This is a genomic window from Gordonia sp. GN26, assembly GCF_054823965.1.
Genome location: NZ_JSYC01000083.1, coordinates 18,803 through 34,153, shown reverse-complemented (window position 1 = coordinate 34,153; position 15,351 = coordinate 18,803). Strand labels below are relative to the sequence as shown.

16 protein-coding genes are annotated in these 15,351 nt (G+C 67.6%); 8 read left to right on the top strand and 8 right to left on the bottom strand.

Annotated elements, in window-relative coordinates:
- Positions 1-52: 52 nt before the first annotated feature.
- Positions 53-2,203 carry a 4-alpha-glucanotransferase gene (gene malQ / locus OK17_RS16645; RefSeq protein ID WP_461418108.1) on the top strand — a complete coding sequence of 717 codons (2,151 nt, stop codon included), beginning with the start codon at positions 53-55 and terminating at the stop codon, positions 2,201-2,203.
- Here malQ and OK17_RS16640 read toward each other — a convergent pair.
- Positions 2,166-3,416, bottom strand: a complete 1,251-nt coding sequence (locus OK17_RS16640) for an MFS transporter (protein WP_461418107.1) — start codon at positions 3,414-3,416, stop codon at positions 2,166-2,168. The genes malQ and OK17_RS16640 overlap by 38 nt on opposite strands.
- Positions 3,417-3,529: 113 nt before the next feature.
- Between OK17_RS16640 and OK17_RS16635 the strand changes: the two genes are divergently transcribed.
- Positions 3,530-4,720 carry an ATP-grasp domain-containing protein gene (locus OK17_RS16635; RefSeq protein ID WP_461418106.1) on the top strand — a complete coding sequence of 397 codons (1,191 nt, stop codon included), beginning with the start codon at positions 3,530-3,532 and terminating at the stop codon, positions 4,718-4,720.
- A 72-nt stretch (positions 4,721-4,792) separates the two neighbouring features.
- On the top strand, positions 4,793-6,289 hold the full coding sequence (locus OK17_RS16630) for a flavin-containing monooxygenase (protein WP_461418105.1): 1,497 nt from the start codon (positions 4,793-4,795) through the stop codon (positions 6,287-6,289).
- A 21-nt stretch (positions 6,290-6,310) separates the two neighbouring features.
- Here the strand turns inward: OK17_RS16630 and OK17_RS16625 are convergent, their stop codons facing one another.
- The 3 genes from OK17_RS16625 to OK17_RS16615 are packed head-to-tail and all read right to left on the bottom strand — an operon-like array spanning position 6,311 to position 8,747.
- Positions 6,311-6,925 (bottom strand): TetR/AcrR family transcriptional regulator, encoded by a 615-nt coding sequence (locus OK17_RS16625; RefSeq protein WP_461418104.1) that lies wholly within the window; start codon positions 6,923-6,925, stop codon positions 6,311-6,313.
- Positions 6,926-6,942: 17 nt separating this feature from the next.
- Positions 6,943-7,623, bottom strand: a complete 681-nt coding sequence (locus OK17_RS16620) for an ABC transporter ATP-binding protein (protein ID WP_232716291.1) — start codon at positions 7,621-7,623, stop codon at positions 6,943-6,945.
- Positions 7,620-8,747 carry an ABC transporter permease gene (locus OK17_RS16615; RefSeq protein WP_461418103.1) on the bottom strand — a complete coding sequence of 376 codons (1,128 nt, stop codon included), beginning with the start codon at positions 8,745-8,747 and terminating at the stop codon, positions 7,620-7,622. The genes OK17_RS16620 and OK17_RS16615 overlap by 4 nt, the downstream gene beginning before the upstream one ends.
- Positions 8,748-8,886: 139 nt before the next feature.
- On the opposite strand from OK17_RS16615, the gene OK17_RS16610 reads away from it, so the two are divergent.
- On the top strand, positions 8,887-9,915 hold the full coding sequence (locus tag OK17_RS16610; protein WP_461418102.1) for a zinc-binding alcohol dehydrogenase family protein: 1,029 nt from the start codon (positions 8,887-8,889) through the stop codon (positions 9,913-9,915).
- A gap of 1 nt (position 9,916) precedes the next feature.
- Here OK17_RS16610 and OK17_RS16605 read toward each other — a convergent pair whose 3' ends face one another.
- Complete coding sequence (locus tag OK17_RS16605) at positions 9,917-10,693, bottom strand: SOS response-associated peptidase (RefSeq protein WP_461418101.1); 777 nt, start codon at positions 10,691-10,693, stop codon at positions 9,917-9,919.
- 37 nt (positions 10,694-10,730) lie between these two features.
- Positions 10,731-11,225, bottom strand: coding sequence for a Cys-tRNA(Pro) deacylase (gene ybaK / locus OK17_RS16600; RefSeq protein ID WP_461418100.1), 495 nt, complete (start codon positions 11,223-11,225; stop codon positions 10,731-10,733).
- A 266-nt stretch (positions 11,226-11,491) separates the two neighbouring features.
- Between ybaK and OK17_RS16595 the strand changes: the two genes are divergently transcribed.
- Together OK17_RS16595 and rsrA are read left to right on the top strand one after the other, a co-directional pair.
- Positions 11,492-12,202: a sigma-70 family RNA polymerase sigma factor gene (locus OK17_RS16595; RefSeq protein ID WP_406566971.1), complete on the top strand. Its 711-nt coding sequence runs from the start codon at positions 11,492-11,494 to the stop codon at positions 12,200-12,202.
- Entirely contained in the window at positions 12,199-12,486 is a 288-nt protein-coding gene (rsrA, locus tag OK17_RS16590) for a mycothiol system anti-sigma-R factor (RefSeq protein WP_005195223.1), read from the top strand. Before OK17_RS16595 ends, rsrA begins: the two co-directional genes overlap by 4 nt.
- A gap of 122 nt (positions 12,487-12,608) precedes the next feature.
- Here the strand turns inward: rsrA and OK17_RS16585 are convergent, their stop codons facing one another.
- Complete coding sequence (locus OK17_RS16585; protein WP_369758845.1) at positions 12,609-12,683, bottom strand: 50S ribosomal protein bL37; 75 nt, start codon at positions 12,681-12,683, stop codon at positions 12,609-12,611.
- Between the two features lie 153 nt (positions 12,684-12,836).
- On the opposite strand from OK17_RS16585, the gene OK17_RS16580 reads away from it, so the two are divergent.
- Positions 12,837-13,052, top strand: a complete 216-nt coding sequence (locus OK17_RS16580; RefSeq protein ID WP_461418099.1) for a biotin/lipoyl-binding carrier protein — start codon at positions 12,837-12,839, stop codon at positions 13,050-13,052.
- Between the two features lie 45 nt (positions 13,053-13,097).
- The gene (locus tag OK17_RS16575; RefSeq protein WP_461418098.1) at positions 13,098-14,603 is read left to right on the top strand and encodes a sensor histidine kinase; all 1,506 of its coding nucleotides are present in this window, start codon (positions 13,098-13,100) and stop codon (positions 14,601-14,603) included.
- Between the two features lie 115 nt (positions 14,604-14,718).
- On the opposite strand, the gene OK17_RS16570 is transcribed toward OK17_RS16575, so the two are convergent.
- Positions 14,719-14,973: a WhiB family transcriptional regulator gene (locus tag OK17_RS16570; protein WP_004023450.1), complete on the bottom strand. Its 255-nt coding sequence runs from the start codon at positions 14,971-14,973 to the stop codon at positions 14,719-14,721.
- Positions 14,974-15,351 lie beyond the last annotated feature (378 nt).

Here is a 15,351-nt window from a genome sequence, read left to right as displayed (position 1 = left end):
CGTATCGAAGGGACGTAGCGCGGACTCGCCCGAATCCTGAGACGATGGCGAGGTGGCTGACGTGATCCCCGAGAGGTTGACCGAACTGGCGCATCGTCACGGTGTGGCCACCAGCTATGTGGGCTGGGACGAGGAGACCCACGACGTGAGCGCGGAGACGCTGGTCGCCGTCCTCACCGCACTCGGCGTCCCCGCGGACTCGCCCGAGGAGATCGACGAGTCGATCCGGGAGGTCGACGAGCGGCCGTGGCGCGAGTTCGTCCCGGCGGTCACCGTCGTGACCGAAGGCGGCGACAACACCTTCTGGGTCCATGTCCCGCACGGGAACCTGGTCAAGGTGTGGATCGCCACCGAGGACGGCCGCGACGTCGCGCCGGAACAACTCGACGTGTGGGTGGACCCGCGGGAGATCGACGGTGCGCTCGTCGGGCGGGCGACCTTCGCTGTTCCCGACGACCTCGAACCCGGATACCACCAGATCAAGGCCCTCGACCTCGACGACTCGACGGCGTCGAGCGCGCCACTGATCGTCACCCCGCGCCGGCTGCACACCGCGGACCGGCTGCTGGGGCGGCAGCGGTGGGGCCTCGCCGTCCAGCTGTACTCGATCCGTTCGGCGGACTCGTGGGGCGTCGGCGACTTCGCCGATCTGACCGGCATCTGCGAGGTCGCGGGCAGTGCGTACGGTGCTGATTTCGTGCAGGTCAATCCGCTGCATGCGGCGCAACCGCACCCTCCGATCGAGGCCTCGCCCTATCTTCCGGTCACCCGCCGCTTCCTCAACCCGATCTACATCCGGGTCACCGACATTCCCGAACTCGACGGATTGTCGAAATCGGAGCGCAAGTGGTTGGACAAGCTCGCCCGCGGGTTCATGGGCGAGAACACCGCCACCGACCGGATCCGGCGCAACAAGTCCTACCGGGCGAAGCTGGAGGCACTCGAACTGATCTACGGCGTGCCTCTCAGCCCCGCACGCAAGACCGCCCTGCGGGAGTTCCGGAAGCGGGAGGGCAAGGGCCTCAAGCGATTCGCCACCTGGTGCGCACTGGCCGAGCGCTATGACGCCGACGACCCCCGCTGGCAGGACAAGGCCCTCGACCCGACATACCTGAAGAAGAAGCGCCGGAAGCTGGCTCGGCGCATCGACTTCCACATCTGGTTGCAGTGGATCTGCGACGAACAGCTCGCCACCGCGGCACATGCCGCGGAGTCCGCGGGGATGTCCATCGGCGTGATGGCCGACCTCGCCGTCGGCGTCGGCCGGCACAGCGCCGACGCCTGGGCGCTCGGTCACGTACTCGCCTCCGGTGCGACGGTGGGCGCACCGCCGGATGGCTTCAATCAGCAGGGCCAGGGCTGGGATCAGCCGCCCTGGCATCCGCGCCGACTGGCCGAGGCCGGTTACGAGCCCTACCGCGACATGATCCGCACCGTGTTGCGTCATGCGGGCGGCGTCCGCGTCGACCACATCCTGGGACTGTTCCGGCTGTGGTGGATTCCCGACGGCATGGGCCCGGCCCGCGGCACCTACGTGCACTACGACAGCGAGGCACTGATCGGCATCCTGGCCCTCGAGGCCCAGCGGGCCGACGCGGTGGTCGTCGGCGAGGACCTCGGGGTCTTCGAGCCGACGGTGCAGGACACGTTGCGCGAGCGCGGAATCCTGGGCACCTCGATCCTGTGGTTCGAGCAGGACCGCAAGGCGGCGATCGCGCCGGAACGTTACCGCGAACTGTGTCTGACATCCGTGACGACCCACGACCTCCCGCCGACGTCGGGTTACCTGGCCGGTGACCACATCGCGCTGCGCGCACGGTTGGGTCTGCTCGAGACCGGGGAAGAGGCCGAACGGGAGCGCAACGAGCGCGAACGCGACGCCGTCCTCGAACTCGCCTACGAGCGCGGACTGCTGTCGCGGGACACCCCGCTGTCGGAACCGGAGGTCGTCGACGCCCTCTACGCCGTCATCGCACACACGCCGTCGGTGCTGTTGAGCGTCGCTCTCGTGGACGCTGTGGGGGAGAGGCGGATTCAGAACCAGCCCGGCACGAGTGCCGAGCAGTACCCGAACTGGTGCATCCCGCTCGCCAACGCCGACGGTGAGGTGGTGCTCGTGGAGGACCTGGTCAGCAGCGTGCGTTTTCGGCAGCTGGTGAACGTGCTCAACGAGAACGGGGTCCCGGACGCCTCACCACGATGATCGTCAGGATCAACGCCACCAGCGCGAGCACCGCGACGCCGATGTTGAAGGCGATGCCGGCCGGCCGCAGTCCCCACTGTTCTGCGGCCACCCCCTGCCCGACGATGGGCAGTGAGATCGCGACGTAGGCCACCACGAAGTAGGTCGACGTGACCTCGGCGCGCCGATCGGCCGGGCTGGCCGCGACCACCGAAGCGAGTCCCTTGCTGAACGACATACCCTGCCCCACCCCGCACACCACCGCGCCGCCGAGCAGCGCTGCGGTCGACACGGCGACCAGGCCGACAACGGACAGGCAGGTGCCGCCGATCAGGATCGCGCAACCGGCGATCAGTGCGGGCTCGGTGGGCATGCGACGCACCACGATCTGCGTGACCGCCGAGGAGGCGAACAGCACGAAGACGAGCAAGCCGGTGAACGCGCGGTCGTCGACGCCGAAGACCTGCGTGACGAACGAGGGCATCACGCCGGTGAACGTGCCCATCACCGCGAAGCCCGCGAAGGCGGCGATCGACGCGCGGAGGAACACGCCGCGCATGTCGGCCGGTACGGAGAGTCGTTGAACACCAAGACGGGCACCGGGTTTGACGTCGACCGTCTCCTGTAGTCGCCAGATGCCGGCGAACGCGAGTGCCAAGAGGACGAGGTCGAGGAAGAACGGGGTGTGCAGGGGATCGGGCGCGTACTCGGCGAGCACGCCGGCGATCAGCGGTCCCATCCCGAGTCCGCCGATGTTGGCCGCGGTCGCGACGGCGGGTGCCCGGCCCCGCCACGACGGCGGTGCGAGTTCGATGACCGCGGTCGTCGCGGCGCCGGCGTAGATCCCCGCCGACAACCCGGACAGCACCCGGCCCACCAGCAGCTGCCAGACCGGTCCGGCGGTGAGGAAGACGACGGCGCTGGCCACCGAGAGCAGGGCGCCGGCGATGAGCAGCTTGCGTCGCCCGATCACATCGGACCAGCGACCGAAACCGATCAGTGCGGCGATGACGCCCGCCGCGTAGACACCGAAGATGACCGTCGTCGTGGCGACACCGAAGCCGAGCTTCTCGCCGTAGAGCGAGTAGAGGGGTGTCGGCAGTGTGGTCCCCAGCATGACGACGGCGAAGGCGTAGACCGCCGCCAGGAAGGAGGTGGTGGTCGAACGGGGCGCGGCCGCTGCCGATGCACCTCGGGTGGGACGGGACGACGGGGCGCCGGATCGATCAGTCATGAGACTGCCAAACTACCGCCGGGGCGGTCGGGAGTGCCCAACGGGAACAAATCCTCGCCATCTGTCCGTCATCGCCGGGCCGGAAGCCTTCTCGTCGCTTATCGTCTGCAGCCATGCAGGCCTCTGAACCGCACATCCTCGTGACCACATCCCGGATGCCGTTCGCCGTCGACGAGATCCACAAACTGGGGGACACCGGGCGGGACGTCACCGCTGCGGACACCTTCGCCTCGGCGCCGGGGAGTCACTCGCGCGGCGCGCGACGGCATCTCGTGCTCCCCGCACCCACCCAGCAGACCACCGCCTTCGTCGACGCGGTGATCGAGGCGATCGGCGAGCACGACATCACCTGCCTGCTCCCGATGTTCGAGGAGGTCTTCTACCTCGCCAAGCACCGCGACCGCATCTCCGCGGCACATCCCGACGTCGAGTTGTTCTTCCCCGATTTCGAGACCCTCGCCCGCGTTCACGACAAGGTCGGGTTCACCGCCCTCTGCCGCGAACTCGGGCTCCCGGCCGCGGAGTCGGTGACGACCACGAGCCGTGAGGAGTTGCGCGAGGCCACCGGGCAGTGGCCGCACTGGTTCGCCCGGGCCGCCTTCGGGCGCGGCGGACTCGACATCCTCACCAACACCGGGCCGCTGGCCGGGGAATCGTCGGTCGACGACATCACCCCGACGCCCGACGACCCGTGGCTCGTCCAGGAGTACCTTGCGGGTGTCGACCGATGCAGCTGGAGCGTCGCCCACCACGGCGAGATCGTCCTGCACTCCTGCTACGAGCACCCCCTCGCGATCGACGACCGCGGCGGCATCGTCTTCCAGTCCGTCGACTCGCCGGAATCCCTCGCCGCAGCCCAGACCATCGCGCGAGAACTCAACTGGCACGGACAGATCAGCTTCGACTACCTCGTCACCGACGACGGGGTCCACCACATGGTGGAGTGCAATCCGCGACCGACCGCCGGTTGCACCGTGGCAACGTCCGAGGAGTTCGACACCGCGCTGTTCGACCCGGGCGAACTCGTCGTCGTCCCGGCGGGGCGCAAGAAGATGATCAAGGCGGCGGTGCTGCGCGACGCACTCAAGCACCCGTCTCATCTCCGCCGGAACCTCGCCGCGGCCAAGGGGGCGAGCGGTGTCTACGACCAGCCGCACGACCACCTGCCGCTGCTGTATTCGGCGTTGTCGTTGCAGCACATCCTGGCCTACCGCAAGGAACTCGGGTTGGATCGCAACAAGAGCGAGGAGCTGATGGCCACACAGTTCTTCGACGTGCTCTGGGACGGCACCGCGATCGCCTGACCAGGGAGTTACGCACACCCGCGGTGTGTGCTAGGTTACAGTAACTGTCGGTTACAGTTATTGGGGTCTCTCATGCAACCTGCACATGACGCGCCTGCTCACGAGGTGCTGATCGTCGGCGCCGGATTCGGCGGAATGGGTGCCGCCATCGCCTTCAAACGCCTGGGCGTCGACGACATCGCGATCCTCGAGCGGGAGGACGATCTCGGCGGGACCTGGCATGTCAACCACTATCCCGGTCTCGCGGTCGACATCGCCTCGGTCACGTACTCGTACTCCTTCGAGCCCAACCCGAACTGGTCGCGTCTGTTCGCGCCCGGACCCGAGCTCAAACGCTACGCCCATCACGTCGCGGACAAATACGACCTCAAGCGGCACATGGAGTTCGGCACGACCGTCGACTCCGCCGAATGGGACGACGCCGCGCGGCTCTGGCGGGTACGGACCGGTGACGGAACCCAGCGAACCGCCCGCTACCTCGTCACCGCGACCGGCTTCCTCTCCCAGCCCCATGTCCCGGACTTCCCGGGGATCAAGAACTTCCAGGGCAAGATCCTGCACACCGCGGCGTGGGAGGACGGCTTCGACTTCACCGGCAAGAAGGTGGCGGTCATCGGCACCGGGGCGACGGCGGTCCAGCTGATCCCGGAGGTGGCCGAGCGTGCCGATGCGCTCACCGTCTTCCAGCGGACACCGATCTGGGTCGTTCCCAAGATCGACTTCGCGATCCCGTCGGCGGTGCAGCAGCTGTTCCGGCGGATCCCGTTGACGCAGCGGGCGGCTCGCCTGGTCAACACCTCGCTGCTGGAACTGCTGATGGTCTCCGGCGTCCTGCATTACAAGCAGCTCAAGCCCGGCAACAAACTGGCGGCCCGATTGGCCAAGGCCCACCTGCGGTCCCAGGTCCCCGATCCCGAACTCCGTCGGAAGCTGACGCCGGACTATGACTTCGGCTGCAAGCGGCCGACCTTCTCCAACACGTACTTCGCCAGCTTCACCAGGCCGAACGTGACCTTGCAGACCAGCGGCATCGCCCGTCTGGAGGCCGATGGGATACTGGCCGGCGACGGCACGAAGACCGAGATCGACACCCTTGTGCTGGCAACCGGATTCAACCTGTGGGACGTCAACTTCCCGGCCTTCGACATCGTCGGGCGGGAGGGCCGCAACCTCGGGAAGTTCTGGCGCGAGGGCAGGTTCCAGGCCTACGAGGGCGTCACCGTGCCGAAGTTCCCCAACTTCATCTCACTCAACAGCCCGTACTCCTACAGCGGGCTGTCGTACTTCACCACGATCGAGGGGCAGATGAAGCACATCAGCCGACTCTTCGGTGAACTCCGACGCCGCGGGCGGGACACCTTCGAGGTCACCGAGACCGCCAACGACGCCTTCCTCGACGAGGTGACCGATCGCCTGCAGTCGTCGGTCTTCTACAACGGCAACTGTGTGAGCTCGCGGAGCTACTACTTCAACCAGCACGGGGAGGCCACGCTCCTGCGGCCGGCCTCCACGCTGCGGACCCTGCGGGAGATGGACTCGTTCCCGCTGAGCGACTACGCCTTTCGCTGAGAGGGGGCGTGATCGCCGGCGTCAGGCGTCGGCGAGCCCGAGGTAGCTGCCGATCAGACGGCGGATCATCGCGGTGATCTCCTGAGCACTCCCCTCGGGGGGCGGCTGCGCCGAGGTCGCGGAGTGCTCGCCCCCGAGGGATCGACACGCCTGGACGATCATCGAGTCGATGAGCTGGGCGACCTCGAGCGGCCGCGGTTCGCCGTGCGCGACGAGGGCTTCGACGAGCGGTTCCTGGAGTTCGCGATGGAACCGCTGCATCGGCTCCTGCAACACACTCGGGTCGACCACGCGGGTCAGCGCATTCGCCACGTCCTGCTCAGAACCGACGAACAGTTCGACATTCGCGCCGATGTAACCCCAGATCTGTTGTCCGGGTTCACTTTGTGCCGTGACCCGATCCCGGACGAACCGGACCCAACTGGGGAAGAGGTCGGCCACCACCGCGGCCAGGAGCTCTTCGCTCGACGAGTAATACTGGTAGACACTGGAGCGGGCCAGCCCGACGCGCTTGCCGACTGCGGCGAGGGTCGGGACCTGGCCGGTCTCGGCGAGAATCGCCTTCGCGCCGGCCAGGATCGCCTGCTCCTGCTGTCGCCGGTGCTCGGCGACGGTGGGCGCTTGGATGCGTGGCAAACGCCCACCTCCTCAGCTCAGCTGGACGCCGGGGAGCCCGGGTTCAGTTGTCCGTCGATCATCTCGTACACCTTGTCACAGTGTATGAGAACGTCCTGGTCATGGGTCACCATCACGGTCGCGACGCCGTGCTCGTGCGTCTCGCGCGCGAGCAGTTCGACGATCTCGTGACTGCGCCGCCGGTCGAGGGCCGCGGTGGGTTCGTCGATCAGGAGGACATCCGGTCGCGTCATCAACGCCCGCGCGATACCGACGCGCTGCCGTTCACCGCCGGACAGCTGATGGGGACGCCGCTTCGCCTTGTGCGACATCCCGACTCCGGCGAGCAGTTCGGCCGGTGAACGGGATTCGGCGACGCGACCGAAGGTCAGAGGCAGACGCAATTGGTCCTCGACGGTCAGCGCGTCGAGCAGGTTGCCGCTCTGGAACACGAACCCAATGTGTTCGCGACGGATCCTGGTCAGATCGCGCTTCGACGCGGTTCCCAGGTCGGCGTCGCCGACGGTGACCTTCCCCGATGTCGGGGTGATGAGGCCGCCCGCGACCGCGAGCAGGCTGGACTTGCCCGATCCGGACGGGCCGACGACGGCGACGAACTCGCCGGGGGCGACCTCGAGGTTCACCGCGTCGAGGGCGGTGACCACGTCTTCCCCGTCGCCGTGGACGAGAGTGACGTCGTTGAGTGCGAGCGCGGTCATCGGTTGCCTCCCAAGGCGGTCAGGGGGTCGACCCGGGTGATGCGGAGCACCGCGACGGCGGCGCCGATCATGCCGAACAGGATCAGCAGCCCGCCGGCTGCGGCGACCGAACCGGTCTCCAGGGCGAAGGGCATCGGGGTGGAACCGATGGCGGCACCGAGGCCGACACCGATCCCGATACCGATTCCGGCAGAGACGAGCAGCAGGATGAACGACTGCATCAGCGAGTCACGCAAGAGGTAGCCGGTCGAGGCGCCCATGGCGCGCATCACGGCGATCTCCTGCCTGCGCTGGATGGTCCAGACGGTGAAGAACGCGCCGACGACGAGGGCCGAGATCGCGTACAGAAAGGCCTGGATCAACGAGAGGGTCGAGGTCTCCGCGGTGTAACCCGGTGAGGCGCCGAAGGATTCGTCGAGCGTCAGTGAGGTGGTGTCCGCGGCGGCGTCGCCGGCGGCGAGGTCCACGGACTTGTCGGCCTTGACTGCGACGGCAGTGATGTCGTCGTAGACGCGCGGCGGCACCGGCTCGCCGGGACGAGCACCGGCGCGGATCTCCTGCCACGTCTCCAGCGGCACGAACGCCACGTCGACGTGACCGAAGGTGCTCTGGCCGTCGAGGATCCCAACGACGCGCAGCTCCGTGCCGAGCGGTTCGACGGTGACCGTGTCACCGATCGACAGCCCGTCGTCGGCGGCGGTCTGGCTGATGACGAGCTCACCGGGGGTGTTCGACAGCGACTTGCCCTCGGAGGCGGTGGGGCTGACGAAGCTGCCCGGTTCCACCCCGAAGAGGGCGAGGTCGATGTCCACGCCGGTGTTGGTCCGGCCGTTGATCAGGGTGTTGCCGAAGGGTGCGGCGTCCTCGACGCCAGGCTGCTCGGCCCATTTCCCGACCGCCGACGTCGGGACCAGGGAGCGGGAGAAGGCGGAGTCGGTCGCGATGTCCTTCTGGAAGGCGAAGGAGGTCACCGGCAGTTTCTTCAAACCGGAGACGCCGTCGTTGACCAGACCGACCGACAGACCGCTCAGCAGCACCATCAGGATGGCGATGAGTGCGACCACCGATCCCATCAGGGCGAATCGACCGCGTGCGAAAGAGAGTTCTCGAAGGGCAAGGAACATGTCACTGCCCTCGCATGTTTACCGACACCATGTCGGCAACGATACCGACACTGCGTCGGGAAGGTGTAGTCCGATCGGTGTGAGACCGGTCATGCGCAACACCACGCCGCACCGCGCGGGCGGGTTTAGCCTGAGGTACATGCGCGCTTGGGCGGTGAGCGAGCCGGGGCCGATCGACACCCGACCACTGCGGCTCGTCGACAAACCGGAACCGCGGCCAGGGGCCGGCGAGTTGCTGGTCCGGGTCCGCGCCTGCGGTGTGTGCCGGACGGATCTCCACGTCGCCGAGGGTGACCTACCGGTCCACCGTGCCGATGTGACGCCCGGACACGAGGTGGTCGGGGAGGTCGTCGAACTCGGTCCGGACGCCGACGGCTTCTCCCTCGGAGACCGCGTCGGCGTCGCCTGGCTGCACCGCACCGACGGGACCTGCGATCGCTGTCTCCGCGGTGCCGAGAACCTTTGTGCGGCATCTGTGTACACCGGATGGGACGTCGACGGCGGTTATGCCGAGCTGGTCGCCGTGCCCGCGGCCTTCGCCTATCCGCTGCCGGCCGGGATCGACGACGTCTCGATCGCGCCGCTGTTGTGTGCCGGCATCATCGGCTATCGCGCACTCCGGCGGACCGGCCTCCTCGACGATCTCGGGGCGGAGCCCGGGCGTCCGAAGAGGCTGGGACTCTACGGTTTCGGCGGTAGTGCTCACCTGTGTGCGCAGTTGGCGATCGCCCTCGGGATCGAGGTACACGTCCTCACCCGCGGAGAGAAGTCCCGGCGCCTGGCCGGTGATCTCGGTGCGGCGTCGGTCGGCGATGCCACCGACGTGCCGCCGGTGCTGCTCGACGCCGCGATCACCTTCGCCCCGGTCGGCGAACTGGTCCCGGTGGCGATGCGCGCACTCGACCGCGGCGGCGTCCTGTCGATCGCCGGCATCCACCTCACCGACGTACCCCCGCTCAACTACGAGCGGGAACTGTTCTACGAGAGGGAGATCCGTTCGGTCACCGCCAACACCCGCGCCGACGGTGCGGAGTTCCTGACGCTGGCCGCCCAGCACGGGGTCCGGGCGACCACCCACGAGTACCCGATGTCGCAGGCCGACCGTGCCCTCGCCGACTTGGCCGCGGGACACTTCGACGGGGCTGCGGTCCTCGTCGCCGACCTCTGACTCAGAGTGGGTTGAGCAGCTCCGGCCCGTTGTTGGCGACGCGGTTGACCAGCGGGGCGACCTCGCGGATGTCGATCGCCTCGGCGAGGGGTTCGGCGGGCGGCGCGAACAGGTCGTCCGGCGCCCGGTGGTCCGGATCGAGCCAGGCCTCCCAGTTGTCGTACGGCATGATCAGCGGCATCCGGTCGTGGATGTCGCGCAGTTTGCCGACCGCATCGGTGGTGAGGATCGAACAGCTCAGCAGCGGTGGGGCGTCGTCGGAGTTCTTGTCGTGCCACACCGACCACAGCCCGGCCATGAACAGCCGGGTCCCGTCCTGCGGGGACATGTAGAACGGGATCTTGGTGGGCTTGCCCTTGCTGTCGGGCGGACCCTTCTTCCACTCGTACCAGCCGTCCATCGGCACCAGGCAGCGCTTGGACTTCACCGACGCACGGAACGAGCTCTTCTCCGCGGCGCTCTCGGCGCGGGCGTTGAACAGCAGCGGACCCTTGCCGATCTCCTTGGTCCACGGCGGTACGAGCCCCCAGCGCATGGCGCGGATGCGCAGCAGCGGATCGTCCTCGGGATCCTCCGGGGAGTGCCGCTTGACCACGGTCATCACCGCGGTCGTCGGCGCGACGTTGTAGTTCGGGCCGAGGGCGCGAGGTGCGGGGGTATCGAGGTCGAGGGCATCGGGATCGGCAGGTTCCTTCGCCGGCTCGGGTACCTCGTTGACCGCGTCGATCTCCGCCGCCAGCTTCGCCGGATCGGTGGTCACCGCATAGCGTCCGCACATGGTCACCATGCTGCCATTCGCCTGTGACAGAGGGGCCTCACACGGCGATGTCGGCGACCACGGCCTTCGTCACGGCGACGAGATCCGCCGGTGCCAGAGCGATCTCGAGACCGCGCTTGCCCGCACTGCAGAGGATCCGGTCGAACTCGAGTGCCGAGGAGTCGACGACCGTCGGCAGGGCCGTCCGCTGGCCGACGGGGGAGACGCCGCCGAGGACGTAACCGGTGCTGCGGGTGACGGCCTTGGCCTCGGCCATCTGTGCCTTCGACGCGCCGAGTGCGGCGGCGGCCGCCTTCACCGACAGCTTGCGGGGGACCGGGACCACGGCGACGGCCAGACCCGGGCGGCTGCCACCGGACAGCTCGACGACCAGCGTCTTGAAGACCTGCTCGCCGACCACCCCGAGCGCGTCGGCGAGGGCCTCGACCGCCTCGGCCCCGTAGGCCTCCGATCGCGGGTCGTGGTCGTAGCGGTGCACGGTGTGGGCGATCTTCGCGCGTTCGAGGGCAGCGATCGCGGGTGTTGCCGCCATGGTCGGGTGCCTCCCGGTGGGACTGGGGCCGGATGTGACGTGGTGAGCGTATGCGACGCCGCGGGAACAAACTGCCCGTCCCACCCTGTTGTGACTGGTTGCGACAGAAAGATCGGGAGCGCATGCGAGGAGGTAGAACCGAGATGAGCACAGCGGCGGTACTCGAGCCACCGGTACTCGTGGAGGCGACGCACCTCCTGTCCGGGCCGGGGTCGGTAAGCTTGACCGGCAACGTCCCAGTGACGCCTCTCATCGAAGGGATCGTAGTGGCCGAAGCCGAGTCAGCCGACACCGAAGCAGCCGGTACCGGGTCCACCGCGACCGGTTCCGCTGCGGGCGTGTCCGCCGAGAAGGGTGCGCCGAGGCGCGCCGATCCGAGCGAGTCCCCCGAAGAGCTCACCGAACGGTTCGAACGCGACGCCCTGCCGTTGCTCGACCAGATGTACGGTGCTGCGCTGCGGATGACCCGCAATCCCGCCGATGCCGAGGACCTGGTCCAGGAGACCTACATCAAGGCGTTCACGGCTTTCGCGTCGTTCCGGGAGGGCACCAACCTCAAGGCGTGGCTCTACCGGATCCTGACCAACACCTACATCAACGGCTACCGCAAGAAACAGCGCCAGCCGGCGCAGTACCCGACCGACGAGATCACCGACTGGCAGCTCGCGTCGACAGCCGAGCACACCTCCCAGGGGCTGCGCTCGGCGGAGATCGAGGCCCTCGACGCCCTTCCGGACGACGAGATCAAGGCCGCGCTGCAGGAGCTTCCGGAGGATTTCCGGATGGCCGTGTACTACGCCGACGTGGAAGGCCTGCCGTACAAGGAGATCGCCGAGATCATGGACACCCCCATCGGCACCGTCATGTCCCGACTCCACCGAGGACGCCGTCAGCTGCGTGAGCTGCTGGCCGACGTCGCCCGGGAGCGTGGTTTCCACCGGTCCGCCACGGCAAAGGGTGCGGAGGTGGCGCGATGAGCGACATCGATCCGGAACTCACCCAGCTCGACTGCTCGGCGGTCATCGCCGACGTCTGGCTGCTGCTGGACAACGAGTGCGACGAGAACGCCCGCAAGCGGCTCCAGGGTCACCTCGACACCTGCCCGTCGTGCCTTGCCCACTACGGCATCGAGCGGCAGCTGAAGGCGCTGGTCAACCGTAAGTGCGGCGGCGACCAGGCACCCCAGGGCCTGCGTGATCGTCTGCGGGTGGAGATCCGCAAGACGGTCATCATCCAAGAGGTCGCCGAGACCGACCGCTGAAACCCTCGTCACCCCCGGCTGATCCGGGGGTGACGACACGAAAAAGCCCGGGTTGGCCATGATGGCCGTACCCGGGCGTTTTTCTTGGTGCTCGTTCGCCGAACCCCGCCGTGAGGCGAAGATCAGGCGTTCGGACGCTTGCCGTGGTTGGCAGCGTTCTTCTTACGAGCGCGCTTCTTGCGTCCGCGCTTTCCCATGACGCATCTCCTTTTGCCGGCGGATGGGGACATCACAGTGTCTCAGGCATTCTCCCACGTGCCAAAACCCGGTCGGCCACCGACCGGTCGCGATCGGTCCCGACCCGGCCCCGACCCGTCGTCGCCGGTCACCTCGTGGGCTAACTTATGTGCATGGCTGAAGACGTGGTGGCAGAGATCGTCGCGAGTGTCCTCGAGGTCCTGGTCGCACCCGGACAGCAGATCGAGGTCGGCGACACACTCGTGCTGCTGGAGTCGATGAAGATGGAGATCCCCGTCCTCGCCGAGGAACCGGGCACGATCGCCCACCTCAAGGTGAAAGTGGGCGACGTCATCCAGGCCGGCGACGTCATCGCCACCTTCCGGTAGCCCGACAACGCCCGACCGTCGGTCCGCGACCCCGGAGCCTGCCCCATGTCGACCCTTGCCGACCTGCTCGCCGAGCACACCACGCTGTCCGACGCGGCCGCCGCACACCTGCAGCGCCTCGTTGCCGAGTGGCAGCTGCTCGCCGACCTCTCCTTCGCCGATTTCCTCCTGTCGGTGCGCACCGACGAGGGGGACGTGGTCACCGTCGCGCAGTGCCGCCCCAACACCGCGTCGACCGTCTTCCCCACGGACGAGGTGGGCCGGGTCATCGACACCTCCGTACATCCGCAGGTGCTGCGCGCGTTCGATTCCGACAAGGTCCTCCGCGACGAGGACCCGACATGGTTCGGGGCCACCGCGATGCGACAGGAGGCGGTCCCGGTCGGCTTCGAGGGTGCGGTGATCGGCGTGCTGACGCGCGCCGTCGACCTCACTCATCCGCGACTGCCGTCGCCCCTGGAGCTCGCATATCAGGACTCGGCGGACGATCTGTGCCAGATGGTCGCCGACGGCACGTTCCCGCACGAGGAGGGCAATCCGCGGGGATTGTCGACGCCTCGCGCCGGCGACGGTTTCATCCGGCTCGACCGGACCGGCACGGTCACCTATACGAGCCCCAACGCGCTCTCGGCGTTCCACCGCATGGGCTGGACCGCGGAGCTCAACCACACGCGGCTCTCCGATGTGGTGAAACAACTCGTCACCGAGCCGTTCGAGGCCGACGACGTCGCGATGATGCTCGACATCGCGGCCGGGGTGGCCGAGGTGCCGACCGGCCCGTACCGCGACATCGGCATGCGGGTGGAGGCCGACGCCCGGCGCGCGACGGTCCTCATCCGGGCGGTTCCGCTCCGCCCGAAGGGGGAGGAGTCGGGGAGCGTGGTGCTCATCCGCGACGTCACCGAGGTCAAACGGCGCGACCGCGCGCTGATCAGCAAGGATGCGACCATCCGGGAGATCCACCACCGGGTGAAGAACAATCTGCAGTCGGTCTCTGCGCTGCTGCGTCTGCAGGCTCGGCGAACCTCGAACACCGACGCGCGGGAGGCGTTGAACGAGGCCGTGCGCCGCGTGGCGTCGATCGCACTCGTCCATGAGCTGCTGTCCGGCAGCGTCGACGAGGAGGTCGATCTCGACGAGGTCGTCGACCGTCTCGTCCCGATCCTGGTCGACGTGGCGTCCAACGAGTCACGGGTGACGGTGCGTCACCGCGACCGGCTCGGCGTTCTCACCGCAGAGCTGGCGATGCCTCTGGTGATGGTGCTCACCGAACTGATCCAGAATGCGATCGAGCACGGCTTCGACGGTTCGCCCCGATCCGACGCGGAGATCGCGGTGATCGCCGAACGTGACGTGCGCAACCTTCGTATCGCGGTGCGAGACAACGGCTCCGGACTCCCCGAGAACTTCGACCTGGCGACCTCCGATCACCTCGGACTGCAGATCGTGAAGACACTGGTGTCGATCGAACTCGGCGGCGAACTCGACGTCCGGCCGAACCCGGAAGGTGTGGGAACCGAAGTCGGAGTGCACATTCCGCTGCGTTCCTGATGCGGCGTCCCTGACGCGGTACGGACATACGTGTGTCGAAAGCCGTTGCCGGACACGAAAAAACCCGGCCGTGGCCGGGTATTTTCGAATCCGGCGAGCGCCGGCTCGGAGGAGCCTAGACGCTGCTACGGGTGCGGGTACGTGCGGTACGACGCTTCAGTGCGCGACGCTCGTCCTCGCTCATGCCGCCCCAGACGCCTGCATCCTGGCCCGACTCGAGGGCCCACGAGAGGCAGTCAGCGGTGACCGGGCACCGTGCGCAGACGAGCTTTGCGTCGGCGACCTGCGCGATGGCCGGACCGCTGGTTCCCACGGGGAAGAACAGCTCCGGATCCTCGTCGCGACAGATGGCCTTGTGACGCCAGTCCATTCCACTACTCCTTCAGGCGCGTTTCCGCGCACCACTCGATTAGTTGATTGCTTGCTGATTGTTTGGCTGGTAACTCTCAGTTCACGCGGCCGCACCAAATGTTTCCGCGTTGTTGCTTGTGAATACTTTCACGAATCCAGCCGAAGTCAATGGTTCTCGGTTAACACGTGGGCAACATCACGTCCCGCGCCTACCACTTCAGCCAAAGCCGACCCCATGGGGGGTACGGACAGCACGTTCGCTGCCCGTGTAGTAGCCTACGCGCACTCTTGTGGGCTGTCGATGAGTTTCCGCAGGTGACGACCCTCACGCTGTCACAAAATCCCTCGTGACGTGGAGAGACGTGTCGCGTACTCTTGCTCACATGCGACGGCGATG

What these genes read in the sequence shown, in the direction of transcription:
- OK17_RS16640 (WP_461418107.1), bottom strand. Translation starts at nt 3,416, where the DNA reads ATGACTGATCGATCCGGCGCCCCGTCGTCCCGTCCCACCCGAGGTGCA.
- OK17_RS16635 (WP_461418106.1), top strand. Translation starts at nt 3,530, where the DNA reads ATGCAGGCCTCTGAACCGCACATCCTCGTGACCACATCCCGGATGCCG.
- OK17_RS16630 (WP_461418105.1), top strand. Translation starts at nt 4,793, where the DNA reads ATGCAACCTGCACATGACGCGCCTGCTCACGAGGTGCTGATCGTCGGC.
- OK17_RS16620 (WP_232716291.1), bottom strand. Translation starts at nt 7,623, where the DNA reads ATGACCGCGCTCGCACTCAACGACGTCACTCTCGTCCACGGCGACGGG.
- OK17_RS16615 (WP_461418103.1), bottom strand. Translation starts at nt 8,747, where the DNA reads ATGTTCCTTGCCCTTCGAGAACTCTCTTTCGCACGCGGTCGATTCGCC.
- OK17_RS16610 (WP_461418102.1), top strand. Translation starts at nt 8,887, where the DNA reads ATGCGCGCTTGGGCGGTGAGCGAGCCGGGGCCGATCGACACCCGACCA.
- OK17_RS16605 (WP_461418101.1), bottom strand. Translation starts at nt 10,693, where the DNA reads ATGTGCGGACGCTATGCGGTGACCACCGATCCGGCGAAGCTGGCGGCG.
- ybaK (WP_461418100.1), bottom strand. Translation starts at nt 11,225, where the DNA reads ATGGCGGCAACACCCGCGATCGCTGCCCTCGAACGCGCGAAGATCGCC.
- rsrA (WP_005195223.1), top strand. Translation starts at nt 12,199, where the DNA reads ATGAGCGACATCGATCCGGAACTCACCCAGCTCGACTGCTCGGCGGTC.
- OK17_RS16580 (WP_461418099.1), top strand. Translation starts at nt 12,837, where the DNA reads ATGGCTGAAGACGTGGTGGCAGAGATCGTCGCGAGTGTCCTCGAGGTC.
- OK17_RS16575 (WP_461418098.1), top strand. Translation starts at nt 13,098, where the DNA reads ATGTCGACCCTTGCCGACCTGCTCGCCGAGCACACCACGCTGTCCGAC.
- OK17_RS16570 (WP_004023450.1), bottom strand. Translation starts at nt 14,973, where the DNA reads ATGGACTGGCGTCACAAGGCCATCTGTCGCGACGAGGATCCGGAGCTG.